This is a genomic window from Pseudomonas sp. LBUM1651, from assembly GCF_059716135.1.
Map to the genome: position 1 here is coordinate 3,883,925 of NZ_CP166805.1, position 13,846 is coordinate 3,897,770.

Annotated in this window: 18 protein-coding genes and 2 pseudogenes; 8 read left to right on the forward strand and 12 right to left on the reverse strand. The window is 59.2% G+C overall.

Going from position 1 to position 13,846, the window contains the following annotated elements; translation table 11 throughout:
• Positions 1-31: 31 nt before the first annotated feature.
• The 4 genes and pseudogenes from ACA066_RS18050 to ACA066_RS18065 form a co-directional block, all read right to left on the reverse strand.
• A complete protein-coding gene (locus ACA066_RS18050; RefSeq protein WP_497696028.1) occupies positions 32-856 on the reverse strand; it encodes a DUF3618 domain-containing protein in 825 nt (274 codons plus the stop codon).
• Positions 853-1,284, reverse strand: a complete 432-nt coding sequence (locus ACA066_RS18055) for a phage holin family protein (protein WP_497397772.1) — start codon at positions 1,282-1,284, stop codon at positions 853-855. The genes ACA066_RS18050 and ACA066_RS18055 overlap by 4 nt, the downstream gene beginning before the upstream one ends.
• A complete protein-coding gene (locus ACA066_RS18060) occupies positions 1,284-1,925 on the reverse strand; it encodes a hypothetical protein (RefSeq protein ID WP_497696029.1) in 642 nt (213 codons plus the stop codon). The genes ACA066_RS18055 and ACA066_RS18060 overlap by 1 nt, the downstream gene beginning before the upstream one ends.
• A 257-nt stretch (positions 1,926-2,182) precedes the next feature.
• Positions 2,183-2,483, reverse strand: a pseudogene (locus ACA066_RS18065) (OprD family outer membrane porin); the annotation flags it as partial.
• A 185-nt stretch (positions 2,484-2,668) separates the two neighbouring features.
• Here ACA066_RS18065 and msrA point away from each other — a divergent pair.
• The gene (msrA, locus tag ACA066_RS18070; protein WP_497696030.1) at positions 2,669-3,175 is read left to right on the forward strand and encodes a peptide-methionine (S)-S-oxide reductase MsrA; all 507 of its coding nucleotides are present in this window, start codon (positions 2,669-2,671) and stop codon (positions 3,173-3,175) included.
• Between the two features lie 65 nt (positions 3,176-3,240).
• Here the strand turns inward: msrA and ACA066_RS18075 are convergent, their stop codons facing one another.
• Entirely contained in the window at positions 3,241-3,969 is a 729-nt protein-coding gene (locus ACA066_RS18075) for a cysteine hydrolase family protein (RefSeq protein WP_497696031.1), read from the reverse strand.
• A 153-nt stretch (positions 3,970-4,122) separates the two neighbouring features.
• Here ACA066_RS18075 and ACA066_RS18080 point away from each other — a divergent pair.
• The 3 genes and pseudogenes from ACA066_RS18080 to ACA066_RS18090 all read left to right on the forward strand — a co-directional run.
• Positions 4,123-4,314 (forward strand): annotated as a pseudogene (locus ACA066_RS18080) (AraC family transcriptional regulator); the annotation flags it as partial.
• Between the two features lie 95 nt (positions 4,315-4,409).
• Complete coding sequence (locus tag ACA066_RS18085; protein ID WP_497696032.1) at positions 4,410-4,736, forward strand: NIPSNAP family protein; 327 nt, start codon at positions 4,410-4,412, stop codon at positions 4,734-4,736.
• A gap of 46 nt (positions 4,737-4,782) precedes the next feature.
• Positions 4,783-6,219, forward strand: coding sequence for a M15 family metallopeptidase (locus ACA066_RS18090; protein WP_497696033.1), 1,437 nt, complete (start codon positions 4,783-4,785; stop codon positions 6,217-6,219).
• A 4-nt stretch (positions 6,220-6,223) separates the two neighbouring features.
• Here ACA066_RS18090 and ACA066_RS18095 read toward each other — a convergent pair whose 3' ends face one another.
• The 4 genes from ACA066_RS18095 to ggt form a co-directional block, all read right to left on the reverse strand.
• Positions 6,224-6,682 carry a GNAT family N-acetyltransferase gene (locus tag ACA066_RS18095; protein WP_497696034.1) on the reverse strand — a complete coding sequence of 153 codons (459 nt, stop codon included), beginning with the start codon at positions 6,680-6,682 and terminating at the stop codon, positions 6,224-6,226.
• Complete coding sequence (locus ACA066_RS18100) at positions 6,583-7,689, reverse strand: sterol desaturase family protein (protein WP_497696035.1); 1,107 nt, start codon at positions 7,687-7,689, stop codon at positions 6,583-6,585. The genes ACA066_RS18095 and ACA066_RS18100 overlap by 100 nt, the downstream gene beginning before the upstream one ends.
• A gap of 171 nt (positions 7,690-7,860) precedes the next feature.
• The gene (locus ACA066_RS18105; protein WP_497696036.1) at positions 7,861-8,394 is read right to left on the reverse strand and encodes a cysteine hydrolase family protein; all 534 of its coding nucleotides are present in this window, start codon (positions 8,392-8,394) and stop codon (positions 7,861-7,863) included.
• Positions 8,395-8,459: 65 nt separating this feature from the next.
• Positions 8,460-10,187, reverse strand: a complete 1,728-nt coding sequence (ggt, locus tag ACA066_RS18110) for a gamma-glutamyltransferase (protein WP_497696037.1) — start codon at positions 10,185-10,187, stop codon at positions 8,460-8,462.
• A 149-nt stretch (positions 10,188-10,336) separates the two neighbouring features.
• On the opposite strand from ggt, the gene ACA066_RS18115 reads away from it, so the two are divergent.
• On the forward strand, positions 10,337-10,846 hold the full coding sequence (locus tag ACA066_RS18115) for a methylated-DNA--[protein]-cysteine S-methyltransferase (RefSeq protein ID WP_497696038.1): 510 nt from the start codon (positions 10,337-10,339) through the stop codon (positions 10,844-10,846).
• A 107-nt stretch (positions 10,847-10,953) separates the two neighbouring features.
• Here ACA066_RS18115 and ACA066_RS18120 read toward each other — a convergent pair whose 3' ends face one another.
• Positions 10,954-11,541 (reverse strand): NUDIX domain-containing protein, encoded by a 588-nt coding sequence (locus ACA066_RS18120; protein ID WP_497696039.1) that lies wholly within the window; start codon positions 11,539-11,541, stop codon positions 10,954-10,956.
• Between the two features lie 52 nt (positions 11,542-11,593).
• Complete coding sequence (locus tag ACA066_RS18125; protein WP_497696040.1) at positions 11,594-12,031, reverse strand: hemerythrin domain-containing protein; 438 nt, start codon at positions 12,029-12,031, stop codon at positions 11,594-11,596.
• Between the two features lie 149 nt (positions 12,032-12,180).
• On the opposite strand from ACA066_RS18125, the gene ACA066_RS18130 reads away from it, so the two are divergent.
• Positions 12,181-12,624: a GNAT family N-acetyltransferase gene (locus ACA066_RS18130; RefSeq protein ID WP_497696041.1), complete on the forward strand. Its 444-nt coding sequence runs from the start codon at positions 12,181-12,183 to the stop codon at positions 12,622-12,624.
• An 86-nt stretch (positions 12,625-12,710) separates the two neighbouring features.
• Here the strand turns inward: ACA066_RS18130 and ACA066_RS18135 are convergent, their stop codons facing one another.
• The gene (locus tag ACA066_RS18135) at positions 12,711-13,061 is read right to left on the reverse strand and encodes a hypothetical protein (protein ID WP_497696042.1); all 351 of its coding nucleotides are present in this window, start codon (positions 13,059-13,061) and stop codon (positions 12,711-12,713) included.
• A 161-nt stretch (positions 13,062-13,222) separates the two neighbouring features.
• Here ACA066_RS18135 and ACA066_RS18140 point away from each other — a divergent pair, with 161 nt between their 5' ends.
• Positions 13,223-13,468, forward strand: a complete 246-nt coding sequence (locus ACA066_RS18140) for a hypothetical protein (RefSeq protein WP_084321269.1) — start codon at positions 13,223-13,225, stop codon at positions 13,466-13,468.
• Positions 13,469-13,488: 20 nt separating this feature from the next.
• The gene (locus ACA066_RS18145; RefSeq protein WP_497696043.1) at positions 13,489-13,818 is read left to right on the forward strand and encodes a DUF6388 family protein; all 330 of its coding nucleotides are present in this window, start codon (positions 13,489-13,491) and stop codon (positions 13,816-13,818) included.
• The last annotated feature ends 28 nt before the right edge of the window (positions 13,819-13,846 follow it).

Genomic DNA, 13,846 nt, shown 5'->3' on the forward strand with positions numbered 1-13,846 from the left:
AGTGTCAGACCTCCCGCTTTTTTACGCCCCTTTACGAAGTACCCAGACCTTGTGACAGATCGGCTGACGTGGTCGATCCGCTACGCTGCTCCCCACCCGGCGTGACGGGCACATCCGAATGATCCGTGGTTTTCGTCACGGTATCGCGCACCGCCTCAAAGCCCTCCCGGGCCTGTTGCTTGACCTTGTCGGTGAGGTCCGCACTGGTTTTGCCGAGGTAGCGCTGCTCGGTTGCCGTCGAAGGAAACGCGGCGCCGATCATGGCCCCTAACGCGATCCCCGCAGCGGCTACCATCAGCGGCTGCTCCTTGAGCAAATGATTGAACTGGTTGCTCATCACTTGCGTGCTGCGCAGCAAACGGTCGCCGGCATCATGCACCGCATGGCTGATATTTTCAGTGGCAGCCCCGAGGTTATCGCTCAGGTGCGCAGCCTTGCCCTTGACGCTCTGGTAGCCGTCCTTGAGGGTGTCAGCCGTCTGGTGCAGATGCTCACGCGCACCGTCGATGCTATCGGCCAGTCCGTCGGCCCATTCCCCGACCCTGTCCTGATCCGGACCGGTCCGATAGCCCGGACGGGGTGATGGCGGACGATTCTGACTCATCATCAACCACAACAATCCGACGGATGTCAGCACCGCCGGAACCGGATTATTGCGCACGCTGGTGCCCAGGTTGGTCAGGAAGGTGGTGCCGTTGCTTTGCATCAAACCCAACGCCTGATCGAACATCTGACCGGGGGTGAACTTGCTTTCCAGGGCATCGACAATGTTGCCGATACTCGCCCGCTGCGCATCGATTTCACGTTCGATGGTTTCGGGGCTTTTTCCCGTCTCGGTGATGTATTCATTGTTCATGAGACTTTCCTCCGCAGCGCTTCCTGGTCTTTGTTCAAGGCGTCCAGCGTGCGTTCAGGCTTGAAGTGAGACGGCTCGAACTGTTTTTTCCCGGACTGCAGCATGGCGAACCCGACAATCATCACGAGCACGCCGACAATCAGCGCGGCCAGCCACGGCGCCATCACCATGCTCAAGCCGTAGACCGCGGACATCAGCAGGATGATGAACCCCGCGAGCAGCACAATCGCACCGCCCGCAACCCCGGCGATGCCGGCCTTGAGTGTCGTGAGGCTGGCCTGCAATTCGGCTTTGGCCAACGCCAGCTCCTTGCTGAACAGCTCGGGCACTTCACGGGACAGTTGACGTAACAGGCCGACGACCGAAGCATCGTGTTCAGGTGCGGGAATCGGTCTTGCGCCCGGTAAATCTCGATCTTCTCTGTTCATCACACAGCTCCTTTGAAGGTGCTCGAACCCGGTGTCGAGGTCGTTGCGAAGTCTGATGGGTGGTCCTGTTCACTTGGCGCGGCCGGCGTGATGCCCGTGGCCAGGCCGGAGCCTTGATCGTCGCGTGGCGGCACTGAAGTTTCGTAGGGTTGGTGGGCGCCGAAGCCACCCGACGGTGGCATCGAGTGGCCTTCGGCCGGATCACGGGAGCCGGTAACGGTCGATGCCGGTGCGCTACCGGCTTTCAGAAACCGCGACAGGCCGAAGCCCAGCGCAATGCTGCCGGCAATGAACAGTGCCGGATTGTTACGCGCCAGTTCCGCGCCATCGTGCAGCAGCTGTTCGGCACTTTTCCCGCGCAGATTGCCGGCCAGGCCGCTCATGGAATCCGCCATTTCGGCGAGGTAGTCGGACATGCCAAGGGTGTCTTTGCTTTCCAGTTCGGAAACGACGGATTTCGCGCCCTTGGCCAAGGCTTCGATCTGATCGGCTGCGGTGTCGCGGTACTGCCCGAACTGCGCGTCCGCCTGTTGTCGCGCGCCACCGAGTGCTTCTGTGACTTCCTCCTTCAAGTGTTGAAGATCATGCTCCGGTCTTGCGGGGTTGTGTTGATTCCCGGTCGTAGTGTCTGAAGTATTCATGTCGCCCCTCGCCTTCTGGATGAAAAAGCGTTATCGGGTTCGCCACGAATTACCCGTAGCATCCCCTCAGTTCAGATGACGAAGGGACGTGATGGGGAGTTCCAACGGAATGATGAGTGATGTGTTTGGGCCGACGTTTGAATGGTGGTCAGCTTATTTTTGAGCGGGGGGCATATCCGTTTCTTCGGTAACGGCTGCTGGCGGGTGGGATTGGTGTACATATCCATTTCTGCGGTAACGGCGACTTATAATTCCGCCGAACCCGACTGCAACACATCGTCGAGGGTCATATCACGCTCCCACTCGGACTGATCACCGGCGTTACGTACCTTGATATCAATCCTCTTCAAATACACGACGACGCCTTCAACCCCGGCACACCCAAAGGCGCGAAATCATAGGTGTATTGCCCAAAATTCGTCTGCTTGCCTGCACGGGTAAAGCTCTGGATCATGCGGTCCATAGGCAAGTAAACACTGCCACCACCCGCCCCTTTGTCAACCAGCTGCCCTGGTTGGGCTGGACGAAGTTGCTGCCGTCACCCACTTGCTGATGTCCCCGCGATGCCGGAGCCGTCGCCGCCGATGGCACGGATCACGTTGGCGCTGCTCGTCTTGCATACTCCCGCAGTGGTATAGAATCGGATCGGGTGGCATCCTCGCTGATGGACGGCAGCTACTCAAACCAGTTCAACAGCCCGATCGGCAATCAGTAGCGTGCCCACACTCTGAGAGGAATGACCTATGACGACACAAACCGAAACCGCCATTCTGGCTGGTGGCTGCTTCTGGGGCATGCAGGATCTGCTGCGGCGCTACCCCGGCGTGCTGTCCACGCGGGTGGGTTACTCAGGAGGCGATGTGCCGAATGCGACCTATCGCAACCACGGAAACCACGCGGAAGCGATCGAAATCGTGTTCGACCCGCAGCAGATCAGCTACCGCCAGATCCTCGAGTTTTTCTTCCAGATCCATGACCCGACGACCCCGAATCGCCAGGGCAACGATGTCGGCGCCAGCTATCGCTCTGCCCTCTTCTACCTCAGCGCCGAGCAAAGGGAGGTTGCCGAAGACACCGTGGCTGACGTCGAAGCGTCTGGTCTCTGGCCTGGCAAAGTGGTCACCGAAATCACCCCGGCCGGACCGTTCTGGGAAGCCGAACCGGAACACCAGGACTACCTCGAACGCCTGCCCGATGGCTACACCTGTCACTTCATCCGGCCAGGCTGGAAATTGCCCGTGCGCGGGTAGTCACGCAACAGAGGCGGCTCGAATGAGCCGCCTCTGTCATTTCATGCCCGGTCGCACTTTCTCCCTCATCGGTGCCGGCAACCAAGATACTCAAGCGTCTGCGCCGTACTCCACGGTGCATTGGCGATGTAGCGATAGTTGATCAATGCCGCCAGATAACCATCGCCCTCGGGGGTCGTCGGGCCGGCCGTCGCGTCCCGGACCACGGCCTTTTCAAATCCGAGTTCCAGCAGTTCGCGAAGGTGCGACTCGACGCAGAGGTTCGCCGCCATGCCGGCCAGAATGATCTGCGAAACGCCATGCTTGCGCAGTTGCAGCGCCAGGTCGTTGGTTTCCGGACCGTACACCTTGTGCGGCGAAGCGATAATGGTCTTGCCATCAAGAATGTAGGGTTTGTACTCGGGCATGAAGTCGGCGCCGGAGTTTTCGAAACCGTCGAGGCTCAGCGGCCCCTTGCGATCAAACATGCAGATGCTGTGCATCACCTTCTCGAGTGGCCCGCCGAAATGCCAGTCGTGGTCACACGGATAGTAGTAATGCGGAGACACCGCGACCGTGATGCCGGCGCTCTTTGCTGCAGCAAACAGCTGGCCAATGTGCTTGACCGTATCGTGCTCGACAATGCTTTTGCCAAACACGGACCAGCTGACCCCCTCCGGGCTGAGGAAGTCGATTTGCGGATCGATGACCACCAGCGCGGCGCGGCCGAGGTCCAGTTTCATGCCGGGGCCCGGCAAGCCCGGCTCCGTCGGGTCGGCGTACGGGGAAATGATCTGAGGTAAAGGGTTGCTCATGGCGGTGGACTCCGGTCGACTATAGGCATTAACGCGTTCCGCCATGGCGCCCGGGAGGGCCGTTGTCTACCATCGGCGAGAACTTCATCCTATTGCCGCGCACAGCTTCGCTTTTGCCAGAACGTGCAGAGTCTTTACCCGGTCGTCCCTATTATGGATATCCTCTCCGAGTTCTTCGAGCGCACCCATCTCCAGGGTCGGCTGTTCTTCTCCGGCCGGGTCGACGGCACGCTCGTGCTTGATAAGCCACCGGGCATGGCGTTCATCCACGTCATCAGTCAGGGCGGTATCGACATGATTCAGCCCGGGCTGCCGAAGATATCGATTGTCGAGCCCTGCGTGCTGTAGGAGGTTCCCCTGGTGACGGCACGCGTGCAGCATAGCGAGTCGGACGACGCACTTTAAAATGACTTGCCCCTCCCACTTAAGAGAGCAAAAACGTGATCACTTGTTATCTGAAATACGTGCTTGATCCGTACCAGATCGAAGCGTTCGAACACTATGGAAAGCTCTGGATTCCCCTCGTGGAAAAATTCGGCGGCCAGCATCACGGCTACTTCCTGCCGTCCGAAGGCGCTAACAATATCGCCATGGCGATGTTCAGCTTTCCAAGCCTTGCAGCGTACGAGCGTTATCGGCAGGACTCCATGAAAGATCCCGAGTGCATTGCGGCGTTCAAGTTCGCTGAAGAGACAAAATGCATTCTCAGTTATGAGCGCAGTTTCTTCAGGCCCGTGTTTGGTGATCAGGCGCAGCAACCGGCCTGATGTCGGTCGGCAGTCTGTAGCCCTTCCCTTACCCAGGAGAAATCGCATGGGTTCTTCCTGCAAAACCGCACGATCCTGGCTGCAATCACTGCTGCTCCTGACCATCGTCATCCCCGCCATGACCAGCGCCGAGCCACGCCCCGAACACATGGTCTACTTGCGCACGATTGATCCGACCATCGAGCAGGACATTCGCTACGCCAGCGCCCACAACTTCACCGGTCATCCACTCGACGGGTACGCCGCCGCCGAGTGTCTGTTGACGCTGGACGCGGCTAAAGCGCTCGCACGGGTGCAGGCATCATTGCAGGCGCAAGGCTACGGCTTGAAGGTGTTCGACTGTTATCGACCCAGTCGTGCAGTGGCCGATATGGGCCGCTTCGCTTCCGTGCCCGGCGACCCACGCAAAGCCGAGTTCTACCCGCGCGTGGACAAGCAGAATTTCTGGCGCCTGGGGTATGTAGCGCGGGTATCGAATCACTCCCGCGGCTCGACCGTCGACTTGACACTCACCGGCCCGAACGCAATGCCCGCCGCCACATGGACACCCTCGGCCGGGCAGGTCCACTGTACGGCGCCCTACGCTCAGCGCTGGCACGACGGCGCGCTCGACATGGGCACCGGTTTCGACTGTTTTGATGAACAGGCGCATACCGCCAACCCGACAATCAGCGCGGCCGCGAAGGACAATCGTCAGCGGCTAAGCAGTGCGATGGAAAAAGAAGGATTTTCCGGTTATTCGAAGGAGTGGTGGCACTTCACTTATTCCGGCGCCGGGACGCCGAACGAGGTCATGGATTTCCCGATTACGCCGCTCAGCGTCAGCGAAGCACTCGACACCAGCCATCAACTGATCGTGGTCACCAGTAAAAACTGGGACGACATCCAGGGCACCGCCCAACGCTATGAACGGGATGGCAAAACCTTTCGAAAATCGGGTAATGCGTTTGCCGTAGTGGTCGGCAAAAACGGCATGGCCTGGGGCAAGGGTTTGAGCAGCGCAGAGCCAGGCGACGGTCCGGTGAAACGTGAAGGTGACGGAAAAGCGCCGGCCGGGGTATTCAAGCTCGGAACGGCATTTGGCTACGACAACACGACCGAAACGAAACTGCCTTACCTCGTCCTGACACCGACCATCGAATGCGTGGACGACAGCCACTCCGCACGCTACAACGAACTGGTCGACGGCTCGAAGATCGCAAAGGACTGGAACAGCGCCGAACGCATGCGCAGCGAGGAAGGCTATCGCAAAGGCATTGTCATCGAGCACAACACACCGGCGTCCCCCGCCTCGGGCTCGTGCATCTTTTTTCACATCTGGCGCAGCCCGACCTCGCCGACGGCGGGCTGCACGGCCATGGATCAGGCGGACATTTCCCGTTTGTTCGACTGGCTCGATCCTCGCCAGTCTCCCCTGCTGGTGCAAATGCCCGAGGCGCAATACGAACACTTGCGCGAACGCTGGAATCTCCCTGAGCGGTGATGCATCAGCCCTGCTTCAAATCGAGGCAATAGGTGTAGTAACCCGTTTCGCGCACGTAGCCCAAAGATTCATACAAGCGTTGTGCGCCGTGATTGTCCGTGGCCGTTTCCAGCACCATGCCTTTGGCGCCGGTCAGCAACGCAAAGGATCGCGCGGTGTTCATCAGTTGCGTTCCGACCCCGCGGCCTCGGGCGGCGGGTGCGGTGAACAGGTCGCCGAGCAGCCAGGTGCGATGCGCGTCGATGGAGGAAAACGTCGGGAACAACTGGACGAAACCCAGCGCTTCGCCGGCGGCGTCCCGGGCGAAGAAGATCACGGACTCATCCCGGGCGATGCGCTCGGCGATAAAGTCGCGTGATTGCGTCAGGTTTGAGGGCTGGCCGTAGAAACCTCGATAGGCGTCGAACAGGCTGGCAATATTGTCGAGGTGGGTGGCGTCGGCGCGATGGACCTGGACATCCATGAGAGGGGTCTCCGTGAGGCAGCAGTGGTGTGTCGGGCGATGTCGATAAACGGCGTGACGATCAGGCTGTAGACCGTCTGGTAACGCTCATGATCCTGTTCACCTGTGCCGAACCGAAGGATTTCGGGCTTCGGCGTGGTGACGTAAAGCGTACCGAACATCCAGTCCCACAGTGACAGGTTGATGCCAAAGTTGAGGTTGAAATGTTGCGGTGCATCGCTGTGATGAATCTGGTGCTGGGCCGGGCTGTTCAGCACATGTTCGAACACAGGCCCGAACGAAAACCAGACATGGCTGTGACGCAGGTTGGCTGCCAAAGCATTGAGGATGAACACCAGATAGGTCACGCCAAACAGGGTATAACGGCTGATCTCGCCGCCACAGGCGTACCAGAAGACGCCGGCATAGGCGCCGATGCCGATGATCGTCGACAGCCTGTCGACAATCTTCTCCACGAAATGAACACGGCTGGCCGTCGCCGGCACCAGTACAGGTGCCGAATGATGGACTTTGTGAAATGCCCATAGCCATCGGGAATGGAAGGCGCGGTGCGCCCAGTAGCTCATGAAGTCTCTCACCAGAAAAACGCCGAGGCCGTAGAGCAAGGACAATGACAGGTTCTGCTCCACTTGCACCCGCGCGCCCCACAGGTTGGTGAAAAAGGCGATGTAGTCTCCGGACCGCAGGACGAGCGGGTCCACCAGTCCGACAATGGGCAACACCAGCGCGACTTTGAGGATCGCCCGCACAAAGTAATAGCGGTAATCGAGCAACGCCGAACGATGGAAATACACCCGGCGCCCACCGATGAACTCTCCAAACGACTGCGCGTCGGTGAGATTTCGATGTTTCCGGAAAAGGAACAGGGCGTAGGCCATGCTGTACGACGTGAACAGAAACAGTAAGCCCATGCGTCCATTCAGATCGAAAAGGCCCAGAAACTGCTGCGTGACGGGCCCGATCACCCAATCGGTCAGACCGTTATAGAGCAGCGCAAGAGCATCCACGTTAGGCTCGCCTCCATCAAAGCAAGATCATTACAAAATCACACTTTAACCGAGAACGGTTCTTAACTGTAGTTCCAGCTCCGACCTCTGCACGTCCCTCCCCTCTGCGGTTTTCTCAGTGACCAGGTATCGAGAGTCGATCCGAAGGGAAAGCCCCTCTCCCTTCGGGCGCTAGTAGGTGATGTCCGCCACAGGCATCACGTCGATTCGCGCCACCGAACCGGTCAAATGAGCCAGGTCCTTGTTGTGCTCGGCGATGATGTCTTCGGCGGCGAGGTTTCCGTTGTCGACGGTGGAGTGAGCGTCAGCCGCCAGCACCACGTCGTACCCCAGTTGCAGCGCCTGACGCACGGTGGCGTTCACGCAATAGTCGGTTTGCAGGCCGCAGATGACCAGGCGTTCGAAATCCTGCACCGGCAGCAGCTTTTGCAGGGTGGTCTGGTAGAACGAATCCGGTGTGGTTTTGCGTACACGCCTATCCTCGGGCGATGTTTCTAGCCCTTCGGCCAGTTGCCAGCCGACGGTGTTGTACGCCAGCGGACTGCCCTCTTCCTCATGCTGGATCAGCACCACCGCAATCCCGGCCTTTCGGGCGCGGGTGCTGAGGCCGTTGATGCGTTCGATGACACGCGCAATCTCGAAGCACTCGTACTCGCCCGCGCAGAGCGCCTGCTGGACATCGATGATCAACAATGCGGTGTTCATGATTCCGTCCTTGATCTATTGGTGAGTCAGGGGACAGAAAGTCTGTCCCCCTCCGGAAACAACCCTCAATAACCCAGCGACAACCCGGTGTTGCGACGCGGATCGTTCGCCCCGTAGAAACGGTTTTTGCCCACCGGTTTACCGTCCAGCGACGGCGCCCCGACCAGAATCGCGGCGATATGGTTGGCATCCTGCGGCCCGGCGAACTTGTGCCCCCAGCTTTCGAGCAGCTTCACCGTGTCCGGGCTGGTGGTGAAGGTTTCCAGGTTGGTCTCTTCCGGCAACCACTGCTGGTGGAAACGCGGCGCATCCACCGCTTCCTGGATGTTCATGCCGTAGTCGATCACGTTGAGGATTGTCAGCAAGGTCGCGGTGATGATGCGACTGCCACCCGGCGTGCCGACAACCATTACGACTTTGCCGTCCTTGGTGACGATGGTCGGGCTCATTGACGACAGTGGTGCCTTGCCGGGCGCGATGGCGTTGGCCTCCCCTTGCACCAGGCCGTACATGTTCGGTACGCCGATTTTCGAGGTGAAGTCGTCCATTTCGTCGTTGAGAATGACCCCGGTCTTGCTGGCCATGACGCCGGCGCCGAACCAGTCGTTCAAGGTGTAGGTCACCGAGACCGCGTTGCCCCATTTGTCGACGATTGAGTAATGGGTGGTGTTGCTGCCTTCGTGGGGCGCTACGCCGGGTTTGAGCTCGCTGGACACAGCGGCCTTCTGTGGGTTGATGGCGGCGCGGATTTTGGTCGCGTAGTTTTTATCCAGCAAATGGGCGATCGGGTTCTTCACGAAGTCTGGGTCGCCGAGGTAGCTGTTGCGGTCCACATACGCGTGGCGCATGGCTTCGATCTGGTAATGCATGCCCTGCGCCGAGTGATAGCCCAGGTCCTTCATCGGGTAGCCGTCGAGAATGTTCATGATCTCGCAGATGACCACACCGCCAGAGCTTGGCGGCGGTGCCGAGACCACGTGGTAACCGCGATAGTCACACTCGATCGGCGCCAGTTCGCGGGTCTTGTATTTGTCGAGGTCGGCCTGGGTGATGATGCCCTTGTTGGCCTGGCTGGAGGTGACGATGGCATCGGCCACCCAACCCTTATAGAAACCGTCGGCACCTTTTTCGGAAATTTCCCGCAGGGTCTTGCCCAGGTCTTTTTGCACGAGTGTCTGCCCGACCTGCATCGGCTCGCCGTTGCTCAGGAAGATCGAGCCGGAATCCTTGATGTCCTTCTTGAACACGTCGGTGGCGTACTCCAGCAAATCGACATCGCCCTGCTCCAGCGTGAAACCGTCTTCAGCGAGCTTGATGGCCGGTGCGATCACTTCCTTGCGCGGTTTGGTGCCGTACTTGCTCAGCGCCAGCTCCATGCCGGATACCGTGCCCGGCACGCCGACCGCGAGGTGGCCACGGGTGCTGAGGTCCGGGACGACATTGCCCGCTTTGTCGAGGTACATGTCGGCAGTCGCGGCCAGGGGGGCTTTTTCGCGGAAGTCGAGGAAGGTCTTGCGCCCGTCCGCCAGTTGAATGGTCATGAAACCGCCGCCGCCCAAGTTGCCTGCCGCGGGATACACCACCGCCAGCGCATACCCGACCGCGACGGCGGCATCGACGGCGTTGCCACCGTTCTTGAGCACATCCACACCCACGTGGCTGGCCAGATGCTGGGCGGTGACCACCATGCCGTTTTCGGCTGCGACGGGCGCGACGGAGGCCGCATGGGCCATCAGGCAGCTGAGCGCCAAGGAGGTCGCGATGAGCGATTTGGCAAAAGGTTCGAACTTCATGAGTCGGTCTCTTTTTGTTTTTAGGGTCGGTAAAAAAACAGAGAAAACGTTTCAAGAGCAGTACGCAGTATGGCTGGGATTACGTATTGCGCCTCCCCGATGAGGCAGTATGCTTGCCCCCTGCCCACCTGTTTTCGGAGTTCGCCGGCATGACGTTTACCTTCACCACCATGGCCTCCCCGGTCGGCGAATTGAAGCTGGTCGCGAACGGCTCGAGACTGGCGGCCATCCTCTGGGAAAACGACAAACCGGGCCGAGTGCGGCTCGGCCCACTGAGCGAAGCCCCGGACAACCCGATCCTTGTTCGCGCCCGACAACAGCTGACGGAATACTTTGCCGGCACACGAAATCGCTTCGACCTGGAACTGGATTTCGTCGGGACGGACTTTCAGAAGAAGGTGTGGCAAGCGCTGCTGACCATTCCGTTCGGCGAAACGCGTAGCTATAGCCAGATTGCCCTGCAGATCGGCAACCCAAGCGCGGTTCGCGCGGTGGGTGCGGCGAATGGCAAGAACCCGATCTCGATCGTTGCGCCGTGTCATCGGGTGATTGGCGCGTCGGGGAAACTGACGGGGTTTGCGGGTGGGCTTGAGGCGAAGGAATTGTTGCTGACGCTGGAAGGTGGTCGAGGTAAAACCGGGCGTCTCGAAGGCTTTTGACTTGCTTTACGTAGGAGCGAAGCTTGCTCGCGAAGGTGTGTCAGCAACGGTACTGTCGCCTGACACTCCTTCGCGAGCAAGCTTCGCTCCTACAGAGGATTGCGTGCTCAGGAGAAGATGTTTCTCATCGCCGCATATTGCAGCAGCATGATGGTCTTCGCATCGCAGATTTCGCCGCGATAAAACGCCTCGAGCGCCTCATCGAACGACCACTCCAGCACTTCCAGTTCTTCGGTCTCTTCCTCCAGCCCCCCACCCTCGCCGACTTTCGATGAAGCGTCGTATTCGGCGATGAAAAAGTGCAGTTTTTCAGTCACCGAGCCGGGGCTCATGTAGGCCTCGAAGAGCTTCTGCACATGGTGCACGCGGTAACCGGTTTCCTCTTCCGCTTCATCGCGTATACGCTCTTCCGGCGCGGCACCTTCAAGCAACCCCGCCGCCACTTCGATCAGCAAACCGTCGTGACCGTTGACGAACACCGGCAAGCGGAACTGCCGCGTCAGCACGACGGTTTTCTTTTCGCGGTTGAACAGCAGAATCGCCGCGCCATTGCCACGGTCGTAGACCTCGCGGGTCTGGCGTTGCCATTCGCCATTGTTGCGCTGGTAATCAAAGGTGATTTTCTTCAGCAAATACCAGTCGTGGGACAACACCTGGGACTCGATGATGTTGACCCGCTCGGCTGTGTTCGGCATGACAAGGCGTCCTTATATCGTCAGAAGACGCCCATCTTAGACGAAAAGACCCTCATGACAGTTGAGCCTTGTATTCCTTCTCATATTGCCCGGCGAGCGTTTCTTTCTGCTTGTCGTCGAGCAACTTGCCGGCCATCTGGAAGAACTTCTGCTCTTCCTCTTCCAAGTGGTGATGGACCTTCTCGGAGAGTTTTTTCGCGGTCGCCAGCCAGGCCGGGCTGGACATCTCGGTCTCGTCGAGTACCTCCATCATTTCATCCATCTCGTGGTGTTCGGAAATCGCATGGCGGCTGAGGTCGACGCCGCTATCGAATTCCATCAACGGGATATAGAAATGCCGTTCTTCAGCGGTTTCGTGGGCCTGGAGTTCGGACTTGAGCTGTTTGTACGCTTCGACGCGTTCCGGGGTGTCGCCGCTGGTCTTGATCAATGCATCCGCGTAGGTGCGTTGACGGTCATGGCTTTCGCGCAAGGCTTCAAAAATGTTCAAGGCAGGTGGCCCTCATCGGCTGCGTTCTGGAATGACGCTGTAAAGGCTAGACATCTGCGCGCTGCCGACGGTTCCTCTGTTCATCGGGGGATAGAACAATCGTCGCGACCCGGATACGCTCGTGCCTCACTGCCATAAGGATGTAGCCGATGACACTAAGCATCGAACTGTCGCAAAACCCGACACCGGAAGATCGCGAAGCGATCCTTGCACCGTTGCGGGCCTACAACGTCGCGCAAGCGGGTGACGGCAACGCGCAACCGCTGGCCTTGCTGGTGCGCGATGACCAGGGTGAAATCCTGGGCGGACTGTATGGCCGATTTTTCTATCAGTGGTTGTTTATCGAATTGCTGTCGGTGCCGGAACAGGGCCGGGGACAAGGCATCGGCTCCAGGCTGATGCAGATGGCCGAAGACCTGGCGCGGGAGAAGGAATGTGTGGGGATCTGGCTGGACACCTTCGATTTTCAGGCGCCGGAGTTTTACAAGAAGCTTGGGTATAGCGAACTGGGGCAGATCGCTGACTACCCGCCGGGGCATAAGCGGTTCTTTTTTCAGAAGCGCCTGATCAACAACGCCGAACTCTCCCTGTAGGAGCATGGCTTGCCAGCGAAGGCGTCCGTGAAATCGCCTTCGCCGGCAAGCCGTGCTCCTACAAGGGTATTGCGGTGTTCAGAAGATCAGAGGCAAGTCGCCAGCGCCGCCAACCGGCGCTTGGCGACAAAGTCGTCATGCTGCGCGTAGTAACTCAACGCCGTACCCGACGCATCCGCGGTGATGTCCACAAAGGATTCCGCCGAGCGCGTGTAAACAGTCGACCCACCCTTCTTGCCCGGCTGCAGATACGCGCCCGCATCAACGCCGAACACCGCCTCGTCCTGCCAGGAAAACTGCACGCACTGGGCAACGACCTTTTCCGGCTTGTCCGACGTCAGGGTTTTGTACGGGGTTCCGGTGCGGGCATCGTTCATTGCCGAACCCGCACATCCCGCCAGCAACGTTGCGGCCAGCGCCACCATCAGTATTCGCATTGCATGTGCTCATCAAGAAAAAGCGGACTGTATCACCGTGGGCGGGCGTATCGTTCTGCTTTACTTCATTTATACCGCGACACCGCGCAACGATTCGCGCACCCTGTCGCGCCAAACGCTGCATCGCCCCTCTTTCCGGGCCCATTTTTTCTGGAACGTCCATGACACCCAACGCCGAGTTTTACAAACCGACCGCTGAATATGCCGACAAGCTGATCAGCCAGATCGGTCAGACGCCTTCCTGGATCGCCAAGCGAATCGGCGTCACCGACAAGCGGATTCGTTACATCCTCGACGGCGAACGCACCGTCAAGGGCGAAACCACACCGATCCAGATGACCTACTGCGAGCAGTTTGCCCTCGAATGCCTGGCCGCGGCTGCCAAGGCCAAGAAACAGTCTTCGTAACCCATTCTCAAGGAGCGACCATGGCGGCAACCGAACAGCAACACGAGCAGGCGCTGAAGAAATTTCTCGATGAGCGCCCCGAGCTGCGCCACGAACTCGACAACCTCAACCCGCTGTTGGCCCAGGCCAAGGGTGAAACCGCGGCGCAATTTCGCGACGAACGCTTGCATGAAGCGTTCGAAGCCGAGGCCGAGCGCCTGGGGTTGTTCGCCTGGGAGCTGACCCTGCAACTGACCGCCGCCACACCTGAAGACTACGAGGCGCAACGCCTTGAAGTGCACAGAGAAGTGGCCGAAATGGCAGGGATGGACTGGCTGGAATATTGCGAGTTATATGGGTTGAATCCGTAACCGTTGCTGCTCAAGGATCCTGTCGCCG